This window comes from Pseudomonas sp. Van50 (assembly GCF_055390755.1).
In genome coordinates, this window is sequence record NZ_AP024343.1 from 3,022,818 (window position 1) to 3,048,742 (window position 25,925).

The 25,925-nt window shown below is 62.9% G+C and carries 22 protein-coding genes and 2 pseudogenes; 19 read left to right on the plus strand and 5 right to left on the minus strand.

All coding sequences use genetic code 11. The features are described from left to right. Positions 1 to 351 precede the first annotated feature (351 nt). The 4 genes from ACZ5M5_RS13265 (at position 352) to ACZ5M5_RS13280 (ending at position 6,073) form a co-directional block, all read left to right on the plus strand. Entirely contained in the window at positions 352 to 1,800 is a 1,449-nt protein-coding gene (locus ACZ5M5_RS13265) for an APC family permease (RefSeq protein ID WP_464739184.1), read from the plus strand. Between the two features lie 82 nt (positions 1,801 to 1,882). After that, positions 1,883 to 3,304, plus strand: a complete 1,422-nt coding sequence (locus tag ACZ5M5_RS13270; protein WP_464739185.1) for an aldehyde dehydrogenase family protein — start codon at positions 1,883 to 1,885, stop codon at positions 3,302 to 3,304. A gap of 11 nt (positions 3,305 to 3,315) precedes the next feature. Further along, positions 3,316 to 4,665, plus strand: coding sequence for an aminotransferase class III-fold pyridoxal phosphate-dependent enzyme (locus ACZ5M5_RS13275; protein ID WP_060742723.1), 1,350 nt, complete (start codon positions 3,316 to 3,318; stop codon positions 4,663 to 4,665). An 82-nt stretch (positions 4,666 to 4,747) separates the two neighbouring features. Then, the gene (locus ACZ5M5_RS13280; protein WP_464739186.1) at positions 4,748 to 6,073 is read left to right on the plus strand and encodes an alginate export family protein; all 1,326 of its coding nucleotides are present in this window, start codon (positions 4,748 to 4,750) and stop codon (positions 6,071 to 6,073) included. 216 nt (positions 6,074 to 6,289) lie between these two features. On the opposite strand, the gene ACZ5M5_RS13285 is transcribed toward ACZ5M5_RS13280, so the two are convergent. Then, positions 6,290 to 7,042 (minus strand): IclR family transcriptional regulator, encoded by a 753-nt coding sequence (locus ACZ5M5_RS13285; protein ID WP_060742721.1) that lies wholly within the window; start codon positions 7,040 to 7,042, stop codon positions 6,290 to 6,292. A gap of 274 nt (positions 7,043 to 7,316) precedes the next feature. Between ACZ5M5_RS13285 and ACZ5M5_RS13290 the strand changes: the two genes are divergently transcribed. The 10 genes and pseudogenes from ACZ5M5_RS13290 to ACZ5M5_RS13335 all read left to right on the plus strand — a co-directional run bounded on the left by ACZ5M5_RS13290 (position 7,317) and on the right by ACZ5M5_RS13335 (position 17,690). Then, the gene (locus ACZ5M5_RS13290) at positions 7,317 to 8,858 is read left to right on the plus strand and encodes an acetolactate synthase large subunit (protein ID WP_060742720.1); all 1,542 of its coding nucleotides are present in this window, start codon (positions 7,317 to 7,319) and stop codon (positions 8,856 to 8,858) included. A gap of 10 nt (positions 8,859 to 8,868) precedes the next feature. Beyond that, positions 8,869 to 10,358 (plus strand): annotated as a pseudogene (locus ACZ5M5_RS13295) (aldehyde dehydrogenase family protein). Between the two features lie 26 nt (positions 10,359 to 10,384). Beyond that, the gene (locus ACZ5M5_RS13300; RefSeq protein ID WP_060742718.1) at positions 10,385 to 11,179 is read left to right on the plus strand and encodes an SDR family NAD(P)-dependent oxidoreductase; all 795 of its coding nucleotides are present in this window, start codon (positions 10,385 to 10,387) and stop codon (positions 11,177 to 11,179) included. Positions 11,180 to 11,191: 12 nt separating this feature from the next. Next, positions 11,192 to 12,232, plus strand: coding sequence for a VPS10 domain-containing protein (locus ACZ5M5_RS13305; RefSeq protein ID WP_464739187.1), 1,041 nt, complete (start codon positions 11,192 to 11,194; stop codon positions 12,230 to 12,232). An 11-nt stretch (positions 12,233 to 12,243) separates the two neighbouring features. Then, positions 12,244 to 12,692, plus strand: a pseudogene (locus ACZ5M5_RS13310) (VOC family protein). Between the two features lie 13 nt (positions 12,693 to 12,705). Further along, positions 12,706 to 13,308: an amino acid synthesis family protein gene (locus ACZ5M5_RS13315; RefSeq protein WP_060742715.1), complete on the plus strand. Its 603-nt coding sequence runs from the start codon at positions 12,706 to 12,708 to the stop codon at positions 13,306 to 13,308. Between the two features lie 26 nt (positions 13,309 to 13,334). Further along, positions 13,335 to 14,198, plus strand: coding sequence for an alpha/beta fold hydrolase (locus tag ACZ5M5_RS13320; RefSeq protein WP_464739188.1), 864 nt, complete (start codon positions 13,335 to 13,337; stop codon positions 14,196 to 14,198). A 2-nt stretch (positions 14,199 to 14,200) separates the two neighbouring features. Continuing rightward, positions 14,201 to 15,808, plus strand: a complete 1,608-nt coding sequence (locus ACZ5M5_RS13325) for a bifunctional 3-(3-hydroxy-phenyl)propionate/3-hydroxycinnamic acid hydroxylase (protein ID WP_464739189.1) — start codon at positions 14,201 to 14,203, stop codon at positions 15,806 to 15,808. After that, a complete protein-coding gene (locus ACZ5M5_RS13330) occupies positions 15,805 to 16,569 on the plus strand; it encodes a 2-keto-4-pentenoate hydratase (RefSeq protein ID WP_464739190.1) in 765 nt (254 codons plus the stop codon). Before ACZ5M5_RS13325 ends, ACZ5M5_RS13330 begins: the two co-directional genes overlap by 4 nt. A gap of 179 nt (positions 16,570 to 16,748) precedes the next feature. Further along, positions 16,749 to 17,690: a helix-turn-helix domain-containing protein gene (locus ACZ5M5_RS13335; RefSeq protein WP_464739191.1), complete on the plus strand. Its 942-nt coding sequence runs from the start codon at positions 16,749 to 16,751 to the stop codon at positions 17,688 to 17,690. A gap of 117 nt (positions 17,691 to 17,807) precedes the next feature. On the opposite strand, the gene ACZ5M5_RS13340 is transcribed toward ACZ5M5_RS13335, so the two are convergent. After that, positions 17,808 to 17,930, minus strand: a complete 123-nt coding sequence (locus tag ACZ5M5_RS13340; protein WP_257720542.1) for a hypothetical protein — start codon at positions 17,928 to 17,930, stop codon at positions 17,808 to 17,810. On the opposite strand from ACZ5M5_RS13340, the gene ACZ5M5_RS13345 reads away from it, so the two are divergent. The 5 genes from ACZ5M5_RS13345 (at position 17,929) to ACZ5M5_RS13365 (ending at position 22,727) form a co-directional block, all read left to right on the plus strand. Then, entirely contained in the window at positions 17,929 to 18,597 is a 669-nt protein-coding gene (locus ACZ5M5_RS13345; RefSeq protein ID WP_060742710.1) for a GntR family transcriptional regulator, read from the plus strand. The genes ACZ5M5_RS13340 and ACZ5M5_RS13345 overlap by 2 nt on opposite strands. A 76-nt stretch (positions 18,598 to 18,673) precedes the next feature. After that, positions 18,674 to 19,480 carry an ABC transporter substrate-binding protein gene (locus ACZ5M5_RS13350; protein ID WP_060742709.1) on the plus strand — a complete coding sequence of 269 codons (807 nt, stop codon included), beginning with the start codon at positions 18,674 to 18,676 and terminating at the stop codon, positions 19,478 to 19,480. Between the two features lie 12 nt (positions 19,481 to 19,492). After that, positions 19,493 to 20,269, plus strand: coding sequence for an amino acid ABC transporter permease (locus ACZ5M5_RS13355; protein WP_060742708.1), 777 nt, complete (start codon positions 19,493 to 19,495; stop codon positions 20,267 to 20,269). Positions 20,270 to 20,271: 2 nt separating this feature from the next. Then, entirely contained in the window at positions 20,272 to 21,051 is a 780-nt protein-coding gene (locus tag ACZ5M5_RS13360; RefSeq protein ID WP_192260755.1) for an amino acid ABC transporter ATP-binding protein, read from the plus strand. Between the two features lie 65 nt (positions 21,052 to 21,116). Then, positions 21,117 to 22,727 carry a gamma-glutamyltransferase family protein gene (locus tag ACZ5M5_RS13365; RefSeq protein ID WP_464739192.1) on the plus strand — a complete coding sequence of 537 codons (1,611 nt, stop codon included), beginning with the start codon at positions 21,117 to 21,119 and terminating at the stop codon, positions 22,725 to 22,727. Between the two features lie 20 nt (positions 22,728 to 22,747). On the opposite strand, the gene ACZ5M5_RS13370 is transcribed toward ACZ5M5_RS13365, so the two are convergent. From ACZ5M5_RS13370 to ACZ5M5_RS13380, 3 genes are all read right to left on the minus strand, one after another. Then, entirely contained in the window at positions 22,748 to 23,764 is a 1,017-nt protein-coding gene (locus ACZ5M5_RS13370; protein WP_464739193.1) for an NADP-dependent oxidoreductase, read from the minus strand. Between the two features lie 99 nt (positions 23,765 to 23,863). Continuing rightward, on the minus strand, positions 23,864 to 24,652 hold the full coding sequence (locus ACZ5M5_RS13375) for an SDR family NAD(P)-dependent oxidoreductase (protein WP_060742704.1): 789 nt from the start codon (positions 24,650 to 24,652) through the stop codon (positions 23,864 to 23,866). A 77-nt stretch (positions 24,653 to 24,729) separates the two neighbouring features. Continuing rightward, positions 24,730 to 25,824, minus strand: a complete 1,095-nt coding sequence (locus ACZ5M5_RS13380) for an alkene reductase (protein WP_103308338.1) — start codon at positions 25,822 to 25,824, stop codon at positions 24,730 to 24,732. Positions 25,825 to 25,925: the final 101 nt, after the last annotated feature.

Consider the following 25,925-nt stretch of genomic DNA (forward strand, 5'->3'; position numbering starts at 1 on the left):
CGAGGCTATCTTGCGGCAGGAAGCGCTTGCCGGTTATCCCGAATCGGCAGCCGTTGTGCCCAGGCGTTGGGCAATGCGGTTCCGCCAAGAAAACACAAAACCTGTGGCGAGGGAGCAAGCTCCCTCGCCACAGGTTGTCGTTTGGTCCAGGGACATGGTCAGCGTTACAGCATTGGGCTGACCTGTTTTGGGGCGCCGCCTCGGATGCTGCCGTTTTGGGATAGCGAAGGGTTTTGGCAAGGGCCTAGCATCGAATCCAGCGTGCAAGCAGAACAATAAGCTTTTGGACGTCGGCGAAACTGGCCGTCTCCGATCCAGCAACAACTGCCTCATACAATAAGGTCAAGAACAATGAGTGTATCTTTCCCGATCAGCAACTCGACGGAGTTGAAGCGCGGCGCCCTGGGCGTCGGCTTCATCATCTTCTTTGTGATTTCGGCGGCGAGCCCCTTGAGCGTCATCGCCGGCGGTTTCCCCATCGGCATCATGCTGGGCAACGGCGCGGGTACGCCGGCGTTGCTGCTCCTGGCGCTGTTGGTGTTGCTGGCCTTCTCGGCGGGCTACACGGCCATGTCCCGGCACATGACCAACGCCGGTGGTTTCTATGCGTTCACCTCTCGCGGTTTGGGTGGCCTGGCCGGTGGCGCGGCGGGGGTGCTGGCGATGTTCGCCTACAACATTCTCCAGGTCGGGCTGTACGGCATGTTCGGTGGCGTGGTCAGCGGCACGATGGCCAGTGTCTTTGGCCTGGATTTGCCGTGGTGGACGTATTCGCTCCTGGCGATGGCGAGCATTGCGATTCTCGGTTATCGCAAGATCGACCTGTCGGCCCGGGTGCTGTCGGTGGTGGTCATTGCCGAGTACCTGGCGATCCTGACGCTGGATTTCGCCATCCTCAAGACCGGTGGCGACAGTGGCATCAATCTCGATTCGTTCGATCGCAGCCATGTGTTCAGCGGCACGCCGTCCATCGGCTTGCTGTTCTGCTTCGCGGCGTTCATCGGCTTCGAGGCCACCACCATCTACGGCGAGGAGGCCAGGAACCCGCACCGTACGATTCCCATCGCCACCTACAGCTCGGTGCTGTTGATCGGCGGTTTCTATGCCCTGTCGGTTTGGGCCATGGTGGTTGGCGTAGGCGCGGACAAGATCGTACCGACCTTGCAGGCGCTCCAGGATCCCACCACGTTCATCTACGGCATGTCCGATCACTTTGTCGGCCCACACCTGACCCAGATCATCCGAGTGCTGTTCATGGTCAGCATCTACGCCGGCCTGCTGGCGTTCCACAACGCTGCGGCGCGTTATTTCTATGCCATCGGGCGTGACGGTTTGCTGCACAGCCGGTTGGGCACCACCCATCGCGTGCACCAGAGTCCGCACATGGGCTCGGTCCTGCAGAGCCTGATCGCAGCGGTGGTGGTGCTGATCTTCGCCGCGCTGGACGCCGATCCGATCCTGCAATTGTTCGCCTGGTTCTCCAACCTGGCCACGTTGTGCGTGATCCTGCTCATGGCCCTGACCTCGGCGGCGGTATGGGTCTATTTCCGCTCGCATCCGGAGTTGAAGCTGGGGCTCTGGCGTGGACGGATTCTTCCGGGCTTTTCGTGCCTGGCATTGCTGGCGGTCCTGGCCCTTGCGGTGATGCATTTCGACGTGCTGACCGGCGCCAGCCAACTGTTGTCCTACGGCCTTTGCGCCGTCATTCCCGCCGCGCTGATTGTCGGCGTATTCCTCGCCGCCCGATTGCGCAAGTCCTCGCCCGAGCGGTTCATGGCGTTGGGCAGCCACAAGCTCTAGGGCGCCACGCGACCACGTCAAACCACACAAAAAATTGCGCTGTCGTTCGGGACGGTCCGGCCGCGCGTGAAAGGAAGATGTTATGCACGATTATCAAATGCTCATCAATGGGGCCCGGGTCGACGGCGAAAACGGCCACTTCGATGTGATCAATCCGGCGACCGGCAGCGTGTTCGCCCGTTGCGCGGCCGGTTCCCTGGCCCAGCTGGACCTCGCCGTCGAAGCGGCGCAGTCGGCCTTTATCGAATGGCGATACAGCAGCCATGAAGATCGCCGCCAGCGCCTGCTGAGCATCGCGGCGGACATCGAACAGGACGCCGAGTCGTTGGCCCGGCTGATTGTCCTGGAGCAGGGCAAGCCGCTGGAACTGGCGTTTTCCGAGGTGATGGGCGCGGTGGCCTGGACGCGTTACGCCGCCGAACAACAGATCCACGTGGAGTTGGTGGAGCAGACCCCGAGCCAGCGCATTGAACTGCACCGCAAGCCGTTGGGCGTCGTCGCATCGATCACGCCCTGGAACTGGCCATTTATGATCGCCGTCTGGCACATCATGCCGGCGTTGCGGGCCGGCAATTGCGTGATCAGCAAACCGTCGAGCCTGACCCCGCTGAGCACTTTGCGCCTGGTGGAGATCATTGCGCGCCATGTCCCTCGGGGCGTGATCAATAGCGTGACCGGCGAACAGGGTTTCGGCAGCGCGATCACTGCCCACGCCGGCATCCAGAAGATCGTCTTCACTGGCTCGACCGCCACCGGCCAAAGCGTGATGCGCGGCGCCGCGGGCAACCTCAAGCGCCTGACCCTGGAACTGGGCGGTAACGATGCCGCCATCGTGCTGCCCGGCACGCCGGTCGAGGCAGTGGCCGAAGACATTTTCCAGGCGGCCTTCCTGAACATGGGGCAGACCTGCGCCGCCCTCAAGCGTTTGTACATCCACCAATCCCAGTACGAGGCCTTTGCCGAGGCCCTGACCGTTATCGCCAGGCGTCAGGTGGTGGGTGACGGCCTGGCGCCTGGGGTCACGTTTGGCCCGGTGCAGAACCTCGAACAACTGACACTGGTTGAGGAACTGGTGGCGGACGCCCGTGCCCAGGGGGCGCGGGTGTTGTGCGGCGGTGCCCGTCTGGACCGCCCGGGCTTTTTCTATCCGCCGACGCTGGTCGCCGATGTGACCGACGGACAGCGCCTGGTGGACGAAGAACAGTTCGGTCCGGTGTTGCCCCTGATCGCCTATCAGGATGTCGAGGATGTCCTGCGCCGCGCCAATGCCGGCGACATGGGCCTGGGAGGGTCGGTCTGGGGCCGCGACAGCGAGCAGGCACAGGCATTGGCCAGTCGCCTGGAATGTGGCATGGCCTGGGTCAATTGCCATGCGCAGATCCAGCCGAATACGCCGTTTGGCGGCAGCAAGATGTCCGGGTTCGGCGTCGAGTTCGGCCTTGAAGGGCTGCTGGAGTTTACCGGCCAGCAGCTGCTGTACGTACGCAAGCGTGAAACAGAGTAAGGACTGCAACCATGTACGAGCACTACAAGACAGCGCAGAAGAAGTTCTGGCACCCGATGAGTTCTTCGGCGCCAGCCAACCGCTCCAAGACGTTGATCATCGCCCGTGGCGACGGCAACTACATCACCGATATCGAGGGCCATCGCATGCTCGATGGTGTGGGTGGCCTCTGGAACGTGAACGTGGGCCATAACCGGCCTTCGGTGAAGGCGGCCATCGCCGCGCAACTGGACGAATTGGCCTATTACCAGACCTTCGACGGCATCGCCCATCCGCGGGTGTTCGACCTGGCCGAGCGGCTGACGTCGATGTTCGCCCAGGAAAACATGGCGCGGGTGCTGTTCAGTTCCGGCGGTTCCGATGCGGTCGAGACGGCCCTGAAAATGGCCCGTCAATACTGGATCGCCAGCGGCGAGCCAGGGCGCACGCGCTTCCTGTCGTTGCGCAATGGCTACCATGGCGTGCACGTGGGCGGCACCTCCGTGGGCGGCAACGGGGTCTATCACTACAACCACGGGCCGCTGTTGGCCGGCTGTCATCTGCTCGATACGCCGTGGCTGTACCGCAATCCCTGGGACTGCCGCGATCCGGAGGAGTTGACGGCTCACTGCATTCGCCAGTTGGAAGACCAGATCGCGCTGCTGGGGCCGCAGACCATTGCCGCGTTGATCGCCGAGCCGGTGCAAGGTGCCGGTGGCGTAATCGTGCCGCCGGCGCATTACTGGAAGAGGCTGCGTGAAGTCTGTGATCGCCACGGCATCTTGTTGATCGCCGATGAAGTGGTCACAGGGTTCGGCCGCACCGGCTGCATGCTCGGCAGTCGAGGTTGGGGCGTCGCGCCCGACGTGCTGTGCCTGGCCAAGGGCATCACCGCCGGCTACATCCCCATGGGGGCGACGGTGTTCAACCAGCGTATCGCCGATGCCATCGAGAACGGTCCGGGTTTCAGCAGTGTGATCATGCACGGTTACACCTACAGCGGACACCCGACGGCATGTGCGGCGGCCCTGGCGGTGCTGGACATCGTCGAAGCCGAGGACTTGCCGGGCAATGCCGGGAAAGTCGGGGCCCAATTGCTGGAGCAACTGCAGCCGCTGACCGAACGTTATGCGGTGGTGGGCGAAGTGCGCGGCAAGGGTTTGATGATCGCCGTGGACCTGGTGGCGGACAAGGTCACCCGCGAACCGCTGGACCCGGCCAATGGCCTGGCCTCGCGCATCGCCGAGCAGGCGCGCCGCGCCGGCGTACTGGTGCGCCCGATAGGCAACAAAATCGTGATGTCGCCACCGCTGACCCTGACCTCCGACGAGGCCGCCATGATGGTCGGTGCGTTGGACGGCGCGCTCGCAGATTGCCGCTAGCCCGACCCGCCGGCGCAGCGTGCTGCGCCGGCTCCTGAATATTAAGACAGCCTTTGAAGGCGCACCACAAGGAGCTCCCGCCATGCGGAACCTATCGCGTATGGAATTTTTCGGCAGTGGCCTTGCCTGTACGCTGGCGCTCTGCGCCGCGAGTCAGGTCCAGGCCTATGCGTTGTATGCCGATGACGACACTCACCTCAACGCCGACATGCTGGCGGTGTTCGGCCATTTCAACAGTCGCAAGAACTACGACGGCAGGGCCGGCGGTTCAACCTGGCGCGAAGGCTTTATCAAGTATGGCGTCAGCGGCGACCAGGGCCTGGCCGGTCGTGGCAGCGCCTACGGTGCGTTCAGCCTGGTCAGCTCCGCCACCTGGGGCGATGGCGACGCGGCCGGCAATACACTGGGCAGCGAGCGCACGACGAAGATCGAAGACGCTTACCTGGGCTGGCGCTCCGCCGATCTGTTCCCTGTGTTGGGGCAGGACGGTGTCGATATCTCCGGCGGTCGCCAGGTGGTCAAGCTGGGCAGGGGATTCTTGATCAACGATGATGGGCCGAACCTGGGTAAAGGGCCTGCCGATGGGCGCTTGAATCGCGGGGGTGCCTATTACCTGGCCGCCCGGCATGCGTTCGATCAGACCGCTGTATTGCGTCTGGGCGGGCAGGAGGGGCTGCATGGCAGTGCGGTCTGGCTCAAGTCCGACAACCGTGCCCAGGCCGAAACCGAACTGGCCGCTGGCACGCTGGACTACACCGCCAAGGCCGGGACATTGGGCTTGACCTGGATCCATGGCCTGGATGTGAGCGACCAGTGGGCCAGTGACTTCCAGAAGCAACGCAAGGGCATGGATGTCTACAGCATTCGTGGTGAAGGCGACGCGGGCATCGAGAACGCCAGCCTGGCATTCGAATACGCCTGGCAGGACAAGGACGCCGGCCCGCAGAACGCCTGGTACGCCGAGGCCGGTTATAGATTTGCCGATCTCGCTTGGGCGCCCAAGCTGACGTACCGCTACAGCCGCTATTCGCAGAAGTGGGATTCGCTGTTCACCGGGCAGAGCACGGGTTATGGCACGTGGTTCCAGGGTGAAGTCGCGGGCAATTATGCCGGGCCCTTCAACAGCAACACGGGCATTCATCATGTCGGCCTGACAGCCACGCCGCTGGAGAACCTGACCCTCGGTGCGTTGTACTTCGATTACAACACCGTACGTAAAGACAACGCCCTGAACCTGGATGCCCGTGAGCTGGATGTGTATGCCGAGTGGGCCGTCAACGAGCATTTGATCGTCACCCCGCTGATCGGTCTCTACAAGCCGGATCGGGATGCGACGACGGGAGGCAATCAAGTGACGGGCAATGGCACCAACGTGTACAGCCAGGTGACGGTGGCCGTGCCGTTCTGAGGCCGGAGTTGTTCGATAAAACCTTGTGGGAGCGAGCTTGCTCGCGATGACGGCGGCCCCATCAACATCCATCTCAACTGACCCACCGCAATCGCGAGCAAGCTCGCTCCCACAGGGAATTTGGGGGGAATTCAAATCCTGCAGTCATCCCGAAACTCGGCCCAGAGCGGTTAGCTCCCTCGCCACAGGGCACTGGTATGGCTGCACCTCCGGTTTCTAGCCGACGGCAGGCTGGGTATGCATACGCTCGGCAATCCGCCGGGTGGTGTCCATCACCATTTCAACCACGGTTTCCTGGCGCAGCAGTTTGAAGCTGTGGGTGCTGCCCACGGCCGAAAGGCTGCCCACGACCTCGTCGAGCTCCGGGTTGACGATCGGCGCCGCGATACCGGTGAGGCCCAGGTTGAGTTCGTCGTGGGTCATGCAATAGCCATCCTTGCGGATTTTTTTCGTGGCCTTGGAAAAGCTTGCCCAGTCATGGCCGCTGTCGGGGTCGTTGGCCAGGTGTTCTTCGAACAGGCGTTGCAGGCGCCGACCCTTTTGGAAGGCGATCAATACCTTGGATTGCGCACCGCGAAAAAACGGCAGTGGTTGGCCGCGGCCGAATGAGAACTGGTAGGTGTCACTGGGTTCGGCGATGTAGGTGTTGATGATGCGGCCGTCGTAGAAAACGCTGGCGAACACCGCCAGGCCAGTGGCGTCGGACAGCTCGTGCATCAACTCGCGGCCTGCCACGAGGATCGGGTCGTACTGCCGCATCATCCAGTCCAGCTCAATGATGCGTGGCCCCAGGCCGTAGCTGCCGGCATCCACGCGCACCAGCAGGCCGGCATCGCACAAGTCCTTGACGTAGCGGTACACGGTCGCCCGTGAGAGGCCCATGCGCTCGGCGATGGTCTCGGGGTCGATCTTCAATGTGGCCGGGCCGAAAAGGTCCAGCACACTCAGCATTTTGCTCAGACTGCTCATTTCGCTCCTAAAGGGGGGAATGGCGCGTAGGGGGTCGTTGGGTGAGCACTATAGGTAGCCGCGGCGCTGATGAAAAGCCCGCGCACTCGCTCAGGAGCGCGTCGCCACGGTAATCCAATGCTTGAGAAATACAAGCGGATTTTCAGTCGTTTGCCTTCATAAAATATGCATTAGTCTCAAAATATGATTTTAATGCAGAAAAATAGCTTGTTTTGTCGATTGTGCTGTGTGATAAATCTCAGCCACTGCAAACGCTCGATGAAGAGGGCTGGAAATGAATGGTGCGCAACTGATAGTGAAGGCGGCGGTGGCAAGCGGTATCGAATACTGCTTCGCCAATCCCGGAACGACTGAAATTCCCCTGGTGGCAGCCATGGCCAGCGCGCCAGCCCTCAAACCGGTGTTGTCCTTGTTCGAAGGGGTATGCACCGGTGCGGCGGACGGCTACGGCCGGATTGCCGGCAAGCCGGCGATGACCCTGACTCACCTCGGCCCAGGCTTTGCCAATGGCATTGCCAACCTGCACAACGCGCGTCGCGCCAACACTCCGATCGTCAACGTCATCGGCGATCACGCGTCCTGGCACGTCAATTACGATCCACCGCTGGCCAGTGACATCCAGGCCTTGGCCGGCAGCGTTTCCAAGTGGGTACGGACCTCGCGCACGGCGTCGGGCGTCGGTGAGGATTTCCAGGAGGCGGTGCGTGCCGCCTGGCAAGCCAACGGCCAGATCGCCAGCCTGATTCTGCCGATGGACCTGCAAGCCAACACCGTGCAGCACGAGAAAGCCTTCACGGCATTGCAGGCTCCGGTCCGGCGTTTTGCCGGTGACCGGGTCGAGGCGGTCGCCCAGGCATTGCGTGATGGTCGGCGCCTGGTGTTTATCGTCGGCGACCAAGGCTTGTCCGTCGCCGGCCTGGAAGCGGCGGGGCGCCTGGCGCAACTGCCAGGCGTGCGCCTGTTCGCCGAAACCTTTCCGCGCTTGAGTTATCGCGGTGGTGGCCTGCCAGACCTGGATCGCCTGCCTTACTTCCCGGAAGTGGCCATCGAGATCCTTGACCAATACGACGCGGTGGTCTGTGCCGGCGTCCCCGAGCCCATCAGCTACTTCGGCTACGAAGGCATTGCCTCCCGGCTGGCAGAGCGTGAACGCCTGCTGTGTCTGGCCGAGGTGGGGGACGACGTTGCCGGGGCACTCACTGCGCTGGCCGATGCGCTTGAGGCGCCGGCTTACGTGCCTACGCCAACCGGTATCGAACTGCCGCCCGGCGAAGCCACGTTGACACCGCAGTCGGTGGGCCAGGTGCTGGCCGCATCGTTGCCGGACGACTGCATCGTTTCGGTGGAAGGCGGCACGTGCGGTTATCCGTTCTTCACCGCTTCGGCCCATGCCGCACGGCATCGGGTCCTGACCAACACCGGTGGAGCCATCGGCCAGGGCATCCCGGTGGGCTTTGGCGCCGCCATGGCCGAGCGTGGCAACAAGGTGTTCTGCCTGCAGTCGGACGGCAGTGCCCAGTACACCATTCAGACCTTATGGAGCATCGCCCGCGAGCAACTGCCGGTGGTGATCCTGATCGCGGCCAACCACCGCTACGCCATCCTGCAGAACGAGCTGCGCCGCTTCGGCATGACCGAGCTGGGCCCCGAGGCCCTGAGCCTGACGGTGCTGGACCGTCCACGTATCGATTGGAAGGCCCTGGCCAAGGGCTACGGCTTGCCGGCCAGCACTGTGCACACCAACGGTGAGTTGCAACGCGCCTTGGCCAACGCCAAGGCCGACGGTGGTCCTTGCCTGATCGAAATGGCGCTGTGAAGGAGCGGATATGAACCCGATTCAATTGTTACCTGCAGTCGAGAAGTTCCTATCGCAACCGGGGCGTCTGTTTATCGGCGGCACTTGGCAGGACGCCGCCAATGGCCGCCGGTTTGCCGTGGAAAACCCGGCCACTGAACACCCCCTGGCTGAAGTCGCCGAAGGTGGCGAACGTGACGTGGATGCCGCCGTCGCTGCCGCCCGCGCGGCCTTCACGGGTACCTGGGCACAGCAGTCCCCGGCCCAGCGCGGGTTGCTGCTGTTTCGCCTGGCGGAACTGCTCGACCAGCATCGCGAAGAGCTGGCGCAACTGATCACCCTGGAAAACGGCAAGCCAATCGGCGCGGCCCGGGGTGAAGCGGCCAGCGCGGCCAACATCATTCGTTACTTCGCCGGTTGGCCGACCAAGATCGAAGGCAGCACGCTGCCGGTGTCGCCCTCCAGTGGCGCGCCGATGCTCAATTACACCTTGCGCGAGCCGGTGGGCGTCTGCGCGTTGATCGTACCGTGGAACTTCCCGCTGACGATGTGCGTGTGGAAACTCGGCCCGGTGCTGGCGACCGGTTGTGTCGCGGTGCTCAAGCCCGCCGAGCAGACGCCCCTGGTTGCCATTCGCCTGGTGCAGTTGATCGAGGCCGCCGGTTTCCCGGCCGGGGTGGTCAACCTGCTCACTGGCCTGGGTGCGCAGACCGGTGCACCGCTGGCCCAGCACCCGGACGTGGACAAGATCGCCTTCACCGGCTCGACCCAGGTGGGACGACTGATTGCCCAGGCGGCCACTGGCAACATGAAGAAGGTCTCCCTGGAACTGGGGGCAAGTCCCCCAACATCATCCTGCCGGACGCCGACATTGTCCGGGCCGCCAAAGGCGCCGCCGATGGCATTTTCTACAACCAGGGCCAGGTTTGCACCGCTGGATCGCGTCTGTACGTGCACGCCAGCGTCCTCGATCAGGTGCTTGAAGAACTCCAGCGCCACGCGGCCGCCCATGTGTTGGGGCCGGGCCTGGATCCGGCCAGCAGCATGGGCCCGCTGGTTTCGGCCCGGCAATTGGGCACGGTGCGTGGCTACCTGCAACGGGGCCAGGAAGAGGGCGCCGAACTGATCTGCGGCGGTGATCGGCCGGCCCACCTGGAGCGTGGTCATTTCATCCGCCCCAGCGTGTTTCTCGACCGCGCCGAGCGCGCCTGTGTCGCCCGGGAAGAAATCTTCGGCCCGGTACTGACCGTCATGAGCTGGACCGAAATCGATGAATTGGTGCTGCGTGCCAACGACTCGCCTTACGGCCTGGCGGCGGGTCTCTGGACCCGTGACTTGCGCTCCGCCCATCGCGTGGCGGCGCAGTTGAAGGCCGGGTCGGTGTGGATCAACTGCTGGAACGTCGTCGACCCGGCCTCGCCATTTGGCGGCTACAAGCAATCCGGCTGGGGTCGGGAAATGGGTAAGAACGTGATCGATGCCTACACCGAAACCAAAAGTGTCTACGTCGATCTGGCCTGAACCGAATAATCACAAGAGGAACTGTTATGGATCTGGAATTGCAAGGCCGCGTGGCGATCGTCACCGGCGGCGGTATGGGCATCGGCAAGGAAGTCGCGCGCTTTTTGTCCCAGGAGGGTTGCAAGGTGGTGATCTGTGCGCGGCGCATGGAGTTTCTCCAGCAAGCCGCCGAGGAAATCACCGCCGAGACCGGCAACGAAGTGCTGCCGCTGTACTGTGACACCAACCAGATGTCGGCGGTGTCCGACATGGTCGAGGCAGCCCACAAGCACTTCGGCCGCATCGACATCCTGGTCAACGGCGCCGCGGCACCGTCCGGCGTGGTGCGCAACGACATCGAACATGCCGGCGACGACGAATTGCTTTCGGACCTCAACACCAAGGTGATCGGCTATTTCCGTTGCGCCAAGGCGGTGACCCCGCACATGAAGGCCGGTGGCTTCGGTCGCATCATCAACATCGGTGGCTTGACCGGGCGTGGCAGCAAGGTCCTCTCGGGCATGCGCAACCTGGCCATCGCCCACATGACCAAGACGCTCTCCGACCAACTGGGCCCTTCCGGCATCACCGTCAACCTGATCCACCCCGGTGTGGTCGACACCCCGCACATCCAGGAGCTGTACGAGCGCGAAGGGGTCAAGCAGGGCAAGACGCCTGAGCAGGTGGAGCAGGGCTACATCGACGCGACGCCGATCCGGCGCACCCTGGCGCCCATCGAAATGGGCTGGCTGATCGGTTTCCTCGCATCCCCCAAGGCGGGCGCCGTGACCGGGGAATCCATTGGCATCGACGGCGGTTTGACCCGTGGCATCTTCATTTGAGGAGCAGCAGTGATGAGTAACGGAACCCTTTTGGTCGCCACCGTAGGGCAAGCGGTGATCCGCAGCGCCGACGATGGCCGTACCTGGCATCGCCTGGGCTTGGGCCAGGACCTGGAATTCGATGCGATCACCCGATCCCTGAGTTTCCACCCGGCTACGCCCGAGGTGATCTACGCTGGCACCGACGTCGGCCTGTGCATCAGCCGTGATACCGGCGGCCATTGGCAGCAGGTGGATTCGCCGTTCAACGGGCAGACCGTCTGGAAGGTGGCGGTGGATCCCCAGGATGCACAGCGTATTTTCGTGGGCACCGGTGCGCCGTCGCGCGCCGTGCTGTGGCGCACCCTCGACGGTGGCCAGCACTGGGACCGTGCCCCCGTGGAGATCCCGGAGTTCTGCGACGGCGTCAGTCGTCCACGCCTGCTGGCTTTCGCCTACGATCCGACGGACCGCAACCAGCTCTGGTTCGGCCTGGAAGAGGGCGGGTTGTTCCACAGTCGCGACGGGGGCGAGAGCTGGACCCGTGTCGATGATCGCTTGTTGTGGGACTTCAACTCGGACGTGCACAACATCGTGGTCCTGCCCAACCATGGGCAGAAGGTCATCGTCGTGGTGTGCGTCAACGCCGTTTACCGCAGCCTCGACGAGGGGCAGACCTGGACCGGCATCGTCGCCCGGGAAGCTTTCGGTCTGTATTACGTGCGCGCCATGAATGCACCGTTGGGCGGCGAGGATACGCTCTACCTGAGCATCTCCGACGGCACCCCAGGCACCACCAGCAAGGTCCTGGTTTCCCGGGATGCCGCCCTCAGTTGGGAAGTGCTGCCGCTGCCGCAACAACCCAACTCCTGTGTCTGGGCGATTGCCTTGAACCCTGCCGACCCTCGCCAGATCGTCGCCGGCACCAAGTACGGGCATCTGTTCACCTCCGAAAATGGCGGTGACGGCTGGCAGAAGCAGTGGCGTGAGTTCAGTGAAATCGCTGATGTGCTCTGGACCCCCGCCGTGGCGCAAATCAAGTCCGGGCATCAATCCATCATCAAGAAAAACTGAGGTATCGCGCGATGAAAGTCGAAGTCGTTCGTACTCACCTGTCGTTGTTCGTGAGCGACCCGGAAGTGTCGGCCCGTTGGTACGCCGATGTGCTGGGCATGCATGAAAGCGCCCGGGGTGAAAGCTGGATCATGATGGCGTTTGGTGCCAAGCATCACGACATCGCGTTGCTCCGCGCAGAGCCCGGGCTCACCAGGGCGGCCTGGGGTTGCAGCACTACGGGCTGGAGATCGCGGGCGACATGACCACCCTGCGCAAGCTCTACGGCATGTTGCTGAACAAGGGCGTCGAGGTGGTGAAGATCACTGACCACGAGATCGGCAACGGCGTGTACTTCAACGACCCCGATGGCAATCGCATGGAGTTTTTCCTCGAGTCCGAACACGACGACGAGCGCGGCAAGGCCCGCTTCAAGGCCGCTGGGGCCCCCAGCCGGCATTTCGATCTCGACCCACTTTAAAGAGGCAAGTCTGATGAAGACCGCAAATTTCGCCAGTTATCACATCCGCAAATGGTACAGCTTCGTCGAGGAAACCCTGGCCAACGAAACCGGCCAGTTGGCCGATGGCGAGCCGCTGTTCAAGTACGCCATTGGGGCGGTGATCGCCAACCCTTATGCCGGACGTTTCAGCGAAAGCCTGGCCGAGTTGATAGAGCCGTCACCCTTGCTGGGCCAGGAGTTTGGTCGGCGTATCCAGGCCCTGGCCGGCGAGCGTGAGATTGTCAGTTACGGCAAGGCGTGCCTGGTGGGCAGCCAGGGCGAGTACGAGCACGGCAATGCGTTGCTGACCAATCCGGCGGCGGATCCGATCCGTGTCGCATTGGGCGGTGGCAAGTCCTGGGTGCCCTCCACCGGCAAGCGTGGCGGGCCTGGCGTGACCATCGACGTACCGCTGGCTCACAAGGACGCGCTGTATGTCCGCTCCCATTACGACAGCATTTCCCTGTCGTTCGGCGATGGTCCCTCGGCCGACGAGTTGATCATCATCTGGGCCTTCGCCACGCGTGGGCGTTTGCATGCACGTCTGGGTGGTCTGCAGGCCGCTGACGTCAAGGGCAATGACGGCCTGTATTGAGGTGCGCTGACGTGGGAAGCCAACGAATGTCTGCAAACAGCCGGTTCTTCACCAATCGTTCGGGGATGCGCCTGCACTACTTGTCGTGGGGCAATGCGTCAGGCATTCCCGTGTTGCTGCTGCATGGGCTGCGGGCCTATGCCCAGACCTGGGCGTCCCTGGCCAATGCCTTGGGCGAGCAATTCTGTTGCCATGCCCTGGACCAGCGCGGCCGTGGCGACAGCGACTGGGCAGAGGCTTCCAGCTACCGGACCGAAGCCTATGTCAGCGATCTGGAAGATTGGGTCACGCACCTGGGGCTGGAGCGTTTCGTCCTGGTGGGGCATTCCCTCGGCGGCACCAATGCGCTGGAATATGCCCGGCTCAATCCTCGACGCCTGCAAGCCCTGGTGATCGAAGACATTGGCCCCGGCTCGTCGATCAGCGGCGACGGTGCCGAGCGCATCCGTCGCGAGATGAGCCAGACGCCCCTGTTGTTTCCCGACTGGGAAAGTGCCGCGCAATTCTGGCGCCGCTCACGTCCCGGTCTGTCCGCCCAGGGGCTGGCGTCCAGGTTGACCCATTCGATGAAGGAAACCCCGGCAGGCATCGGCTGGCGTCATGATCAGGCCGGCATTGCCCAGGCGCGCCTGAGCATCACCCCGACCGATCTTTGGCCGGCGGTCCGGGCACTGGATTGCCCGACGCTGTTCATCCGTGGTGCGCGTTCCGATTTTCTGCCCGAGGCGACCCTGGAGGCCATGAAGGAGGCCAATCCACGCGTGCATACAGCGCAAATCGCCGACGCCAGCCATTATGTCCATGACGACCAGGAGGACACGTTCAACCGTGTCGTCATGGATTACTTGCACGACCAATGCCTACAACCACAACAACAAAGCGGTGAATAACGATGAAGCAGGAGAAGACCCAGGTTGTCATCGTGGGCGGCGGCCCGAACGGGATCACGGCCGCTCATTACATGGGGCTGTACGGTATCGACTGCATCGTCCTGGAATTGGCTGACGGCGTCTTGCCGTATCCCCGCGCGGTGGGCATGGATGACGAGGCGCTGCGGGTGTTGCAGGGCATCGGCATCGCTGAACTGGCCGCGCGCGACATGATCTGCAACGTGCCCCTGCGTTACTACAATGCGCGAGGCGTCTGTTTTGCCGAGGTCAAGCCGAGCACGGCGAACTATGGCTGGCCGATGCGCAACATCTTCATGCAACAGTTGCTTGAAACGACATTGCGCGAGCAGTTGGGCAAACACACCACTGTCGAGTTGCGCCAGGGCCATGAAATGCTCGACCTGGAGCAGGATGCCGAGGGCGTGACCTTGCAGGTGCGCGATGCCCGGGGCGAGCTCTATCAACTGCAGGCGCAGTACGTGATCGGTGCCGATGGCGGACGCTCCAGCGTGCGCAAGAAACTCGGTATCGAACTGCTGGGGCTGACCCATCCGCGCAAATGGGTGGTGATCGATACGGCCAACGACAGCCTGGATGCACCCTATACGGCGTTGCATGCCGACCCCCAGCGACCTTTCGTCTGTATCTACCTGCCGTATCAGCAGCGACGCTGGGAGTTCATGCTCCTGGAGGGCGAAGACGAAACCCGGATGTGCGAAGAAGCGACGATCCGGGACTTGATCCGTGGGCATATCGGCGACGCGGTCGACCAACTGGAAATCATCCGGATCCGCGCCTACACCCACAACTCCCGGGTCGCGGCGCGCTTTGTCCAGGGCCGTGTGGCATTGGTGGGGGACGCGGCGCATATTTCCCCGCCCTGGGCCGGGCAGGGGCTCAATTCGGGCTTGCGTGATGTGGCCAACGTCAGCTGGAAGCTCGCCGCGATTCTCCAAGGGCGGGCGTCGCCGACGATCCTGGCCAGCTACGACCAGGAGCGCCGTGGGCATGCGACCGATCTCATCGCGTTGGCCGACAACATGGGCGCCGTCCTGGGGCTGACCAACCCGTTGATGGCGGGTGTACGGGACTGGTTGTTCCAGGCCGTCAACAGCGTCGACAACCTGCGTTCGCATTTGCTGGAATTCAAGTTCAAACCCAAGGCGACCATCACCAAGGGCCTGGTGTATCACGAGCGCGCCGAGCTGCATGAGGATGATCTGGTCGGGCAGTTGTTCATCCAACCGTCCATCGAAGATGCCCAGGGCCAGCGCCGACGCCTGGACGAGGTGCTGGGGCATTCCTATGCGGTGCTGGGGTATCGGGTCGACCCGAGCGAACAGCTCAGCGAAGAAACCGCCGCCTGGTGGGCGCGCTGGGAGACGCGCTTCATCCAGATCAATCGCTCGCGCAGTGGCGTGGGGCGCAACCAACCCTTGTCGGCCAGCGGGGCCATTTGCGTCGAGGACGTCGACAACCGCCTCGGCGAATGGTTTTCCAAAGTGCGTGATTGTGTCGTGGTGGTGCGGCCGGATCGGTTCGTTGCCGCGATCACCACACCCGAGCGGCTCGAGGGCGTGTTGCGCAAACTGGCGGAGCAACTCTCATGAGGCGCGAAGATCATCTGTTGGTTCGGCTTCACGATGCCGCGCAGACCGTGCACGCCTTGCCTTCGTTGGAACCACAGGCCGTAGACCTGCCGACGGGCTACACCTTGCAGCGCGAGGCACTGCGTCGGCGCCAGGCCGGTGGTGAGCGCTTGACCGGATGGAAAGTGGCCTTCGCCGGCCGCGCCGCCCAGGACCGTTTCGGTATTGATGAGCCGGTATTGGGCGCACTGACCGATGCCATGGTCGTGGAACCCGGCCATGGGGTGTCGCTTGCGCGGCTGATCCAGCCGAAGTTGGAAATCGAGCTGGCGTTTGTCCTGGGGCGTACGCTGGCGCCCGGTTTCTACAGCGACGAGGACATCCTCGCCGCCATCTCCGAAGTCGCGCCGGCATTCGAAATTGCCGATTGTCGCTGGCAGGGCTGGCGTTTCGGCGTCGGCGCGTTTCTTGCCGACAATGCCGCCGCGGGGCTGTATTGCCTGGGCGCGCGGGTCAGGTTCCATCCCGAGCAATTGGCCCATCTGAACTATCGCTTGGCGTGCGATGGGGTGCCCTGTGGCGAGGGCAATGCCCAGGCGCGCGAAGACACGCCCCAGGCCAACCTGTGCTGGCTGGTCCGGCGCTTGCTGGCCGACGGGCAGTGCGTTGAAGCGGGGCAGGTGGTGCTGTCCGGCGCTTTGTTGGCACCGTTGGAGATCAAGGCCGCCGAGTACCGGGTGTACATGCTTGGCATGGAACTGGCTTTGGTTTTCCGGCAGTAAGCACCGTTCACCCAAAGGAGCCCGTGGCGAGGGAGCTTGCTCCCGCTTGAGTGCGAAGCGCTCACAAAAATGGGTCTGCTGCGCAGCCCAGCGGGAGCAAGCTCCCTCGCCACGGGTTTTAGAGGTCCTTGAATAACCGTACCAGGCAATAAACGCAGGGCCACCGAGGAACAATGATCATGTTCGCCGAAGTCCGTACCTTCAATGATCCTCAGCAACACGCCGGTTCGATCCTGGGCTGGCAACAAGTCTATGACCAGCTCGGGCGTGGATGTCTTTCCAGCGAGCTGCGCCAGGTGTGCGCCGAACGTTTCCAGATTTTCCAGGAGGTGCTGGATAAACGCGTGGTGCAGCACGGTTGCGCGCCAAAAGGGCGCTTGTGCATTGCCATGTCGCTGGGCGGTGCGCCGGTGGTCCAGGGGCACCAGGTGGGCGCTCAGAGCGTGGTGTTGTTGCGCGATGGCGAGGACTTCGTCTTGCACGCCCCGGAGGGCATGCATTTCTTCGCGGCCAATGTCGACACGGTGCGGTTCGCCAAGCTGGCGGCCTACGAACTGTCGAGCGAACAGCTCAAGCGTTTGAAAAACGTGTCCCAGGTCAGCGTGGATGAAGTGGTACTGCGCCGCGTGCAACAACGCATCCACCCACTGTTTCGTCGTCTTTTGGAACAGGCGGATGCCGTCAATCCCGCTTCGGAAAAAATCCTCGAAGACGTTCTGCTCAATGCCTTTCTCGACCTGTTCAGCCACGCCTCGGACGAGGTGCGTGGCCGACGCGGCAATTTTGCCGTCAGTGCCTACCTGGTCAAGCGTTGCCAGGAGCTGGTCGTCGCCAGTGCCGATGTGCCCTTGAGCATTCTCGACTTGTGCGAGCAATTGCGGGTCAGCCGCAGGACCCTGCAAAACAGTTTCCAGGCGGTGACCGGGATGCGCCCGGTGGAGTACCTGCGCAACCTGCGGCTCAATGCCGTGCGCCGCCGTTTGATCACGACCCGTGCGGCGGCGCAGAACGTCAGTGAGATCGCCGTGGAGATGGGGTTTTTCCACCTGAGCCATTTTGCGTTCCATTATCGGGCGCTGTTTGGCGAGTCACCTTCGGATACGCCCAGGGCGCCGGCGTGATGAGCCGCCGTTTGCGGTGTTACCGAAGCACCATCGCGCACCTGTAAAGGGCAGCCACTGAGCTGTTTGGTAGCACACGGCTACAGCCTCGCCAGTGGCAGGGCTCACGGCAGCCAGTCACTTTTCCTCGGTAAATTCCTTCAAATCAAACGCTTGCACGATTGCGTGAGAAGTTGGCACGCATTCTGCTTTTTTGAATCCATGGATAATTGGATACAAAAATGCAGAAGGTGCTGCCATGCAATTTGCTCCGACATACGCTGAACGCCCGCCCATGACCGCCGAGGAGGAGGCCTACAACTTCCTGCTCGATGCCATTTGTGGCGGTCGGTTACGCAAGGGTGACCGGTTGATTGCCGAGGACATTGCCAACGAGATCGGCATGAGCCGGATGCCGGTGCGCGAGGCCTTTCGCCGTCTGGATGCCCAGGGCCTGGTGACCCTGCGGCCCAATCGCGGGGCGGTTGTCAGCGGCTTGGACATTGATGAGCTGCACGAAGTCTTCGAAATGCGCAGCGCCCTGGAAGGCCTGGCGGTCCGTGTCGCGACAGCAAGAATTGGCGAGCGCCAGTTGGCCGCCTTGGAGCGCTTGCTGGACGAGATGGACGACTACCGCGAGGAAAGTGCCGAGTGGGTCAGCCGCCATCGCGCCTTCCATGAATACCTGTGCAGCCTTAGCGGTCGCCCACGATTGCTCAAGCAGATCAGCGCGCTTTACTCCCTGATCGAAGCGCCCATGCGCCTATGGCTGCAGCATGTGGAAAAACCCCTGAGTGCGCGTCAGGAGCACATGTTGATCCTCGATGCCCTGCGTGCGGGCGATGCCGAGAAGGCCGAGGCGGTGGTACGTGGGCACATTGAAGGCACCGTTCCTGAATTGATCGAGTTCCTGCAATCGAAAAAATAACGAGAGCAGGCCCCGAGCCTGCCCGTGTTCTGACTTTGAGTACTGCCCGTTACCTACTGAACTGGAGTGTCTGGTCATGCATAAGCCTCGCCTGTTGGTTGCCGTTTTATCCTTGGGTTTCTGTGCGCAGTGGGCGGTTGCCGCGCCCGTTGTCCCGGAGCGTTTGCTCAAGGTCGACAAACTCGTCTACTGCTCAGGCATGGATTCGCCGCCGCTGGTGTCTTTTGATGAAGCGCAGAAACCCAAGGGATTGACCGTGGACCTGGGGCTGGAAATCGCCAAGCGCCTGGGTGACAAGAAGGTGGAGTGGCGGGTCATTCCCTTTTCCGGATTGCTCCCCGCGTTGCTGGCCCGCCAGTGCGACATGATCGTCGATCAGCTGTTTGACAAGCCCGAGCGCCGCGAGGTGATCGACATCGTCAACTACATGTATTCCAGCCAGGCGGTGGTGGTGCCCAAGGGCAATCCGAAGGGCCTCAAGACACTGCCGGATCTCTCCGGGCACAAGGTCGCGGTGCTCAACGGTTCCACCATCAAGACCCTGCTCGACGCCGAGAACGAAACCCTGGCCAAGGCCGGCAAGCCGGCGATGAAGCTGGTGGTCTACAACACCGACACCGATGCCTTCCAGGCCCTGCGCATCAGCCAGGTCGACGCCTACGGCACCACCGTGGAAACCGCCGGTTACTACGCGGCCATGGCGCCCGACCTGTTCGAGGAAGGCGTGCCGGCCTTCAGCCGGATCCTCACCGGCCTGGGCATCCGCAAAGACGATCCGCAACTGACCGCCGCCGTGCAGCAGGTGATCGGCGATATGCGCAGCGATGGCAGCTACAGCCAACTGCTTGGCAAATGGCATGTCGCCAGTGACACACTTGATTGAGGTGAACCATCGATGAATTTCAATTGGGATGTGTTCTGGCAGTACCTGCTGCAGCCCAGTGGGGTTTACCTCACCGGGCTTTGGCTGACCTGCCTGATCAGTGTGCTGGCGATGCTGCTGGGCTGTGCCCTGGGGCTGGCCGCCGCGTTGCTGCGGTTGTCGAGCAACCCCTTGCTGCATTTGCCGGTGCGCTTTTACGTGTGGCTGATGCGCGGCACGCCGTTGCTGGTGCAGATCGTCTTTCTCTACACCGCGCTGGCCGCCGGCGGAATTTTCCGCTTCGAAGACATCGACCTGTTCGGCCTGGTGATCCCCGGCAATATCCAGGCGGCGATCATCGCCCTGGGCCTCAACGAGGGGGCCTACATGGCCGAGATTATCCGCGCCGGCATCGGCGCGGTGGACAAGGGCCAATACGAGGCCGGGCGTTCCCTGGGCATGACCTTCGCCAAATTGATGCGCCGCATTGTCCTGCCCCAGGCGTTCCGGGTCATCGTTCCGCCGCTGGGCAACGAGTTCAACGTGATGCTCAAGAACACCACGCTGGTCAGTGTGATCGGCGTCCAGGAACTGTTGCTCAGTACCCAGATGGTCACGTCGGCGACGTTCCGGGTGTTCGAGCTGTACCTGGTGGTGGCGATCTACTTCCTGTTGCTGACCACGTTGTGGGGCTTTTTCCAGCGCTGGCTGGAGACCCGTTTCGGCCAATCGGATCGGCCTTCGTCGCCACCGCCGGCGTCGACGCGAATGTTCGGTCGCAGCACCTTGAATCTGCTGAGGGCACGTTAACCATGGCGCATAAAAGCGAAGAGCTGATCATCGAGGCGCTGGACGTTCACAAGTCCTTCGGCGAGCTGCAGATTCTCAAGGGCATTTCCCTGCAAGTGCGGCGTGGCGAAGTGGTGGTGCTGATCGGTGCGTCGGGCTCCGGCAAGACCACTTTCATTCGTTGCATCAATCTGTTGGAAGACATCCAGGGCGGACGCATCCGCGTCAATGGCCGGGCCATGGGGTATCGCGAGCGCGCCGACGGCAGCCTGGTGCGTGAGTCGGAGCGCAACATCGCCCGGCAGCGGCGGGACATTGGCATGGTGTTCCAACGCTTCAACCTGTTCCCCCACATGACCGCCCTGGAGAACATCATCGAGGCGCCCATCCAGGTGCTCGGGGTGTCGCGTGCCGCTGCATTGGAACAGGCCCGCGGGTTGCTGGAGCGGGTCGGCCTGGCGGACAAGGCCGATCACTACCCGTCGATGCTCTCCGGCGGCCAGCAACAGCGGGTGGCGATTGCCCGGGCCCTGGCCATGAAACCCCAGGCCATGCTGTTCGACGAGCCCACCAGCGCCCTCGACCCGGAGACCGTCGGCGAGGTGCTGCAAGTGATGAAGGAGCTGGCCGAGGAGGGGATGACCATGGTCGTGGTGACCCACGAGATGGGCTTCGCCCGGGAAGTGGCCGACCGTGTGGTGGTCCTGGACCAGGGCGAGCTTATCGAGCAAGGGCCGCCGGAGCAGATCTTCTGTCACCCCATTCATCCGCGGACCCGGGCTTTCCTCAGCCGGGTGCTATGACCCCTGCAAAGTTGTTTACCCCCTTGAGTCCGGTCAATCAATTCCCGTATTGAAGAGTCTTCGCCATGCTGACATTTTCTGCCCACGAATACCCTTATCCATCCCAGCGCCAGAGCGTTTTCGCCCGTCGGGGCATGGTCGCCGCGTCCCAGCCCCTGGCGGCCCAGGCGGGCATCGAGATCATGCAAAAAGGCGGCAATGCCATCGACGCCGCCATCGCCACGGCAGCAGCGCTGACGGTGGTGGAGCCCACTGGCTGCGGCATCGGCGGTGACGCTTTCGCCCTGGTCTGGTGCAAGGGCCAGTTACACGGCCTCAACGGCAACGGGCATGCGCCGGCGGCCTTGAGCATCGAGGCGGTCAAGGCCGCCGGTCATGGGCAGATGCCGATCCATGGCTGGACACCGGTGACCGTCCCGGGCTGCCCATCGGCTTGGGCGCAGTTGTCGCAGCGCTTTGGCAAGCTGCCCTTTGCCGAGCTGCTGCAACCGGCCATCAGCCTGGCCCGGGACGGCTTTGCGCTGTCGCCGGTGGTTGCCCATCAATGGCAGATCGCGCTGAACGAGTTCACGCCCCATCGCGATGCCGTCCTGGAAGCCTGGTTCGAGACTTTCCTGATCGAAGGCCGGGCGCCCCGGGCCGGGGAGATTTTTCGCAACCCGGCCCAGGCGCGCACGCTCCAGGAATTGGCCGACACCGGCTGTGAAAGCCTCTATCGCGGGGCGTTGGCCGAACGCCTGGACGCCCACTCCCGGGCCAGCGGCGGCTACCTGCGCGCCTCGGACCTCAGGGATTATCGCGCCGAGTGGGTCGACCCGATCCACGTCAATTACCGAGGCGTGGATGTCTGGGAAATCCCGCCGAGCGGGCAGGGCCTGGTGGCCTTGATGGCGCTGAAGATTCTGGAAGGTTTCGACTTCGATCAGCGTGACAGCCAACAGACCTGGCATCGTCAACTGGAAGCGATGAAGTTGGCCTACAGCGACGGCCTGCACTACATCACCGACCCCCTGCACATGCGTGTGGCGGTGGCTGACCTGCTCAGCGATGACTACAGCGCCCGTCGGCGCGGGCAGATCGGCGAACAGGCCCAACCGCCCGCGCCCGGCGACCCCCACGCCAGCGGCACGGTGTACCTGGCCACCGCGGATGGGGAGGGCAACATGGTCTCGTTCATCCAGAGCAACTACCACGGGTTCGGCTCCGGCGTGGTGCTGCCCGACAGCGGAATCGCCCTGCAGAATCGCGGGCAGGAGTTCAGCCTCGATCCGAGCCACGCCAACTGCCTGGCCCCGGGCAAGAAAACCTTCCACACCATCATTCCCGGGTTCCTTACCCGTAATGGCGAGGCCCTCGGCCCCTTCGGCGTGATGGGCGGCTACATGCAGCCCCAGGGGCATGTGCAGATGGTCATGAACCTGGTGGATTTCGGCCTGAACCCGCAAGCGGCCTTGGACGCACCGCGTTGGCAATGGCTGGGAGACATGAAGGTCGGGATCGAACACGGGGCTTCACGGGACCTGGCCAATGCCCTGGCGCGACGGGGGCATGAGGTGCAGATCGCCAGCGACCTGACCGACTATGGGCGCGGCCAGATCATCCTGCGTGACCCGGTCAGTGGTGTGCTGTGCGGCGGGACCGAACCCCGGGCGGATTCGCATATTGCCGTTTGGTGATGAGCGCAGGCAAATGGGTTTCACTCATCGGCCATTCCCGAGTGGATCTTGATGACGACCTTGCCCTTGGACCGTCCTTGCTCGACATAATCCAGGGCATCCGCCGTCGCGTCGAAGGCGAAGGATCGGTCAACCACCGGCTTGATGCTGCCGGACTCGACGAGCGTGGCGATCTCACGCAGTTGAGGACCACTGGCGCGCATGAACACGAAGGCGTAGCTCACCCCCTTTCGGCGGGCCTTGCGGCGTATGCCACTGCTCAGCAGGCCCATGATCAGCCGCAGCGGCCAGGAAAATCCCTGGGCCTGGGCGAACTGTGGGGTGGGTGGCCCCGAGATGGAAATGAGTTGGCCACCGGGTTTGAGGATCTTCAGCGACTTCTCCAGTTCATCGGCGCCCAAGCTGTTCAACACGACGTCATAGTCCTGCAGCACGCTTGAGAAATCCTGCTGTTTGTAATCGATGACAACGTCCGCTCCCAGCGCCTTGACCCAAGGTACATTGGCGGTGCTGGTGGTGGTCGCAACGAAGGCGCCGAGGTGTTTGGCCAGTTGGATGGCGAGGGTGCCGACGCCACCTGAACCGGCGTGGATGAACACCTTTTGGCCTTTCTTTACCTGGGCGGTTTCAACCAGCACCTGCCAGGCCGTCAGGGCGACCAAGGGCAGGGCGGCGGCTTCCTCCTGGCTGACGTTTGTGGGTTTCAGGGCCAGGGCATTTTCGTTTACTGCAATCTGCTCGGCGAAGGTGCCGATGTGCCCATCCGGGACGCGGGCATAGACTTCATCCCCCGGTTTGAAATGCTCGACACGGGATCCCACCCGCATCACGACCCCGGCCACGTCATGCCCCAATACCAAGGGAAACGAGTAGGGCAGGATCAGCTTGAATTCGCCTTTGCGGATCTTTGAGTCCAGGAGGTTGACGCTGGCGGCATGCACGCGGACCAGCACGTCGTGGTCAGCCACTTCTGGGGCCGGTATGTCGCCCATACGGCCGCTGTGCTTGGCGTAGCGGTCGATTAAAAATGCCTTCATGGTGCTTTGCTCTCATAAGGGATGCTGCGGACTGGTCACCCGGCCAGGCATCCAGGAATGCCAGCGCTGTCCTTCGCGCCGGCGCCCGCTGAACGATGATTACGCCAGGTCTTGATAGCGCTCGGCAACCTGGGACTGCTTGATTTGCCCGAGCAGGCCTTGGCGCGCCGCCTGCAAGGCATCCCAGCGTGCCTCTTCCTGCAGCGGCGGGATGGTCACCGGCTCGCGACGGTCAAAACCGACCAGCGCGGCGTCGACCAGGTCACCGACTTCCATGACTTCATTCAAGGTGTTGATGTCGATGCCCGCGCGCTCCCAGATCTCGGTACGGGTCGCGGCCGGCAGGACGGCTTGCACGTAGACACCTTTAGGCGACAGTTCCAGGCTGAGTCCCTGGGAGAGGAACAACACGAACGCCTTGGTCGCGCCGTAGACCGACATGCCGAATTCCGGTGCCAGGCCGACCACGGAGCCGATGTTGATGATCGCACCGTCACCCGCCTTGACCAGGCGGGGGGCGATGGCGCTGGCCAATCGGACCAGCGCGGTGGTGTTGAGCGACACGAGGTTCGCGACGCTGTCGGTCGACTGCTCGATGAAGGTGCCGGACTGGGCGGCGCCGGCGTTGTTGACCAGGATACCGATGCTGGCGTCGTCCCGCAGGCGGGCTTCGACGCTCGTCAGGTCGCTGATCTGGGTCAGGTCGGCCTGGAGAATGTCGATGGCAACAGTGTGTTCGCTGCGCAGCTTGGCGGCCAGGGCTTGCAGGCGCGCGCCGTCGCGGGCCACCAGGACGAGATTGTGGCCGCGTTGCGCAAAGCGCTGGGCATAGACTGCGCCGATGCCGGTGGAAGCGCCAGTGATGAGAACGGTTGTGCGAGTGTCCATGGGTGATTCTCTTCTTCAGGGATTGATGAGCGAATCGCGCGCTGTTGTCCAGGCGCTCGGTTGGGGTCGGGGCAGTGTTACCGCGCGCTGGATTGCGCGAGCGTTGGGTAGTCGATGTAGCCCGCCGCACCGCCGCCGTAGAGGGTGGCGGGATTGAACGCCGACAGCGGCGAGCCGGTTCTGAGTCGTTCCACCAGGTCTGGGTTGCCAATGAACGGCCGGCCAAAGGCGATCAGGTCAGCCTGGTCTTCGGCGAGTCGCGAAGTGGCCAGGTCCAGGTCGTAGCCGTTGTTGGCGATGTAGGTGTTATTGAAGCGCTGGCGCAACGCGGCGAAGTCGAAGGGCGCAACATCGCGCGGCCCGCCCGTCGCACCTTCGACCACGTGCAGGTAAACGATGTCCAGGGCGTTGAGCTGGTCGACCAGGTAGTCGAACTGGGCTTGTGGCGCGCTGCTGGACACACCATTGGCCGGCGACACAGGCGAAATGCGCAGGCCGGTGCGTTCGGCGCCGACTTCTTTCACGACGGCCGCGGTCACTTCCAGCAGCAGGCGAGCACGGTTTTCAATCGAGCCACCGTAGGCGTCGGTGCGCACGTTGGCGCCGTCCTTGAGGAACTGGTCCAGCAGATAGCCGTTCGCGCCGTGGATCTCTACGCCGTCAAATCCTGCCGCGATGGCGTTCGCTGCCGCCTGGCGAAAATCGTTGACGATTCCGGGCAACTCGCTGATGTCCAGCGCTCGTGGTTCGGAAACGTCTTGGAAACTGTTGTTGACGAATACCTTGGTCGCCGCACGCAAGGCGGAGGGGGCCACGGGCGCCGCGCCGTTCGCTTGCAGGTCAACGTGGGAAACCCGCCCGACATGCCACAGTTGCAGGAAGATCCGCCCGCCTTTGGCATGCACGGCATCGGTCACCTTGCGCCAGCCGTCGATCTGCGCCGGTGTGTAGATCCCGGGGGTGTCCTGGTAACCCTGGCCCTGCTGGGAAATCTGTGAGGCTTCGGAGATCAGCAGGCCGGCGGACGCTCGCTGGCTGTAGTAAGTGGCCGCGAACTCGCTCGGTACAAAACCTTGCCCCGCACGGTTGCGTGTCAGCGGTGCCAGGACCACGCGGTTGGAAAGCGTGAGATTACCCAGCTTATGAGGTGTGAACAGATTCTGGTCGGTCATGGCGTCTTGTTTCCGTGGGTTGGATAAGAATTGCGTGCAACCTGCCGAGGTGAGCGCGGCTTTTCATTAGGATGATGACCGAAATCTAAACTGTCAACGAA

Coding starts and splice junctions, on each gene's coding strand:
- ACZ5M5_RS13340 (WP_257720542.1), bottom strand. CDS start 17,930: ATGGCAGCACCTTCTGCATTTTTGTATCCAATTATCCATGGATTCAAA.
- ACZ5M5_RS13265 (WP_464739184.1), top strand. CDS start 352: ATGAGTGTATCTTTCCCGATCAGCAACTCGACGGAGTTGAAGCGCGGC.
- ACZ5M5_RS13350 (WP_060742709.1), top strand. CDS start 18,674: ATGCATAAGCCTCGCCTGTTGGTTGCCGTTTTATCCTTGGGTTTCTGT.
- ACZ5M5_RS13315 (WP_060742715.1), top strand. CDS start 12,706: ATGAAGACCGCAAATTTCGCCAGTTATCACATCCGCAAATGGTACAGC.
- ACZ5M5_RS13355 (WP_060742708.1), top strand. CDS start 19,493: ATGAATTTCAATTGGGATGTGTTCTGGCAGTACCTGCTGCAGCCCAGT.
- ACZ5M5_RS13270 (WP_464739185.1), top strand. CDS start 1,883: ATGCACGATTATCAAATGCTCATCAATGGGGCCCGGGTCGACGGCGAA.
- ACZ5M5_RS13330 (WP_464739190.1), top strand. CDS start 15,805: ATGAGGCGCGAAGATCATCTGTTGGTTCGGCTTCACGATGCCGCGCAG.
- ACZ5M5_RS13320 (WP_464739188.1), top strand. CDS start 13,335: ATGTCTGCAAACAGCCGGTTCTTCACCAATCGTTCGGGGATGCGCCTG.
- ACZ5M5_RS13335 (WP_464739191.1), top strand. CDS start 16,749: ATGTTCGCCGAAGTCCGTACCTTCAATGATCCTCAGCAACACGCCGGT.
- ACZ5M5_RS13300 (WP_060742718.1), top strand. CDS start 10,385: ATGGATCTGGAATTGCAAGGCCGCGTGGCGATCGTCACCGGCGGCGGT.
- ACZ5M5_RS13305 (WP_464739187.1), top strand. CDS start 11,192: ATGAGTAACGGAACCCTTTTGGTCGCCACCGTAGGGCAAGCGGTGATC.
- ACZ5M5_RS13285 (WP_060742721.1), bottom strand. CDS start 7,042: ATGAGCAGTCTGAGCAAAATGCTGAGTGTGCTGGACCTTTTCGGCCCG.
- ACZ5M5_RS13370 (WP_464739193.1), bottom strand. CDS start 23,764: ATGAAGGCATTTTTAATCGACCGCTACGCCAAGCACAGCGGCCGTATG.
- ACZ5M5_RS13365 (WP_464739192.1), top strand. CDS start 21,117: ATGCTGACATTTTCTGCCCACGAATACCCTTATCCATCCCAGCGCCAG.
- ACZ5M5_RS13290 (WP_060742720.1), top strand. CDS start 7,317: ATGAATGGTGCGCAACTGATAGTGAAGGCGGCGGTGGCAAGCGGTATC.
- ACZ5M5_RS13325 (WP_464739189.1), top strand. CDS start 14,201: ATGAAGCAGGAGAAGACCCAGGTTGTCATCGTGGGCGGCGGCCCGAAC.
- ACZ5M5_RS13360 (WP_192260755.1), top strand. CDS start 20,272: ATGGCGCATAAAAGCGAAGAGCTGATCATCGAGGCGCTGGACGTTCAC.
- ACZ5M5_RS13275 (WP_060742723.1), top strand. CDS start 3,316: ATGTACGAGCACTACAAGACAGCGCAGAAGAAGTTCTGGCACCCGATG.
- ACZ5M5_RS13380 (WP_103308338.1), bottom strand. CDS start 25,824: ATGACCGACCAGAATCTGTTCACACCTCATAAGCTGGGTAATCTCACG.
- ACZ5M5_RS13280 (WP_464739186.1), top strand. CDS start 4,748: ATGCGGAACCTATCGCGTATGGAATTTTTCGGCAGTGGCCTTGCCTGT.
- ACZ5M5_RS13345 (WP_060742710.1), top strand. CDS start 17,929: ATGCAATTTGCTCCGACATACGCTGAACGCCCGCCCATGACCGCCGAG.
- ACZ5M5_RS13375 (WP_060742704.1), bottom strand. CDS start 24,652: ATGGACACTCGCACAACCGTTCTCATCACTGGCGCTTCCACCGGCATC.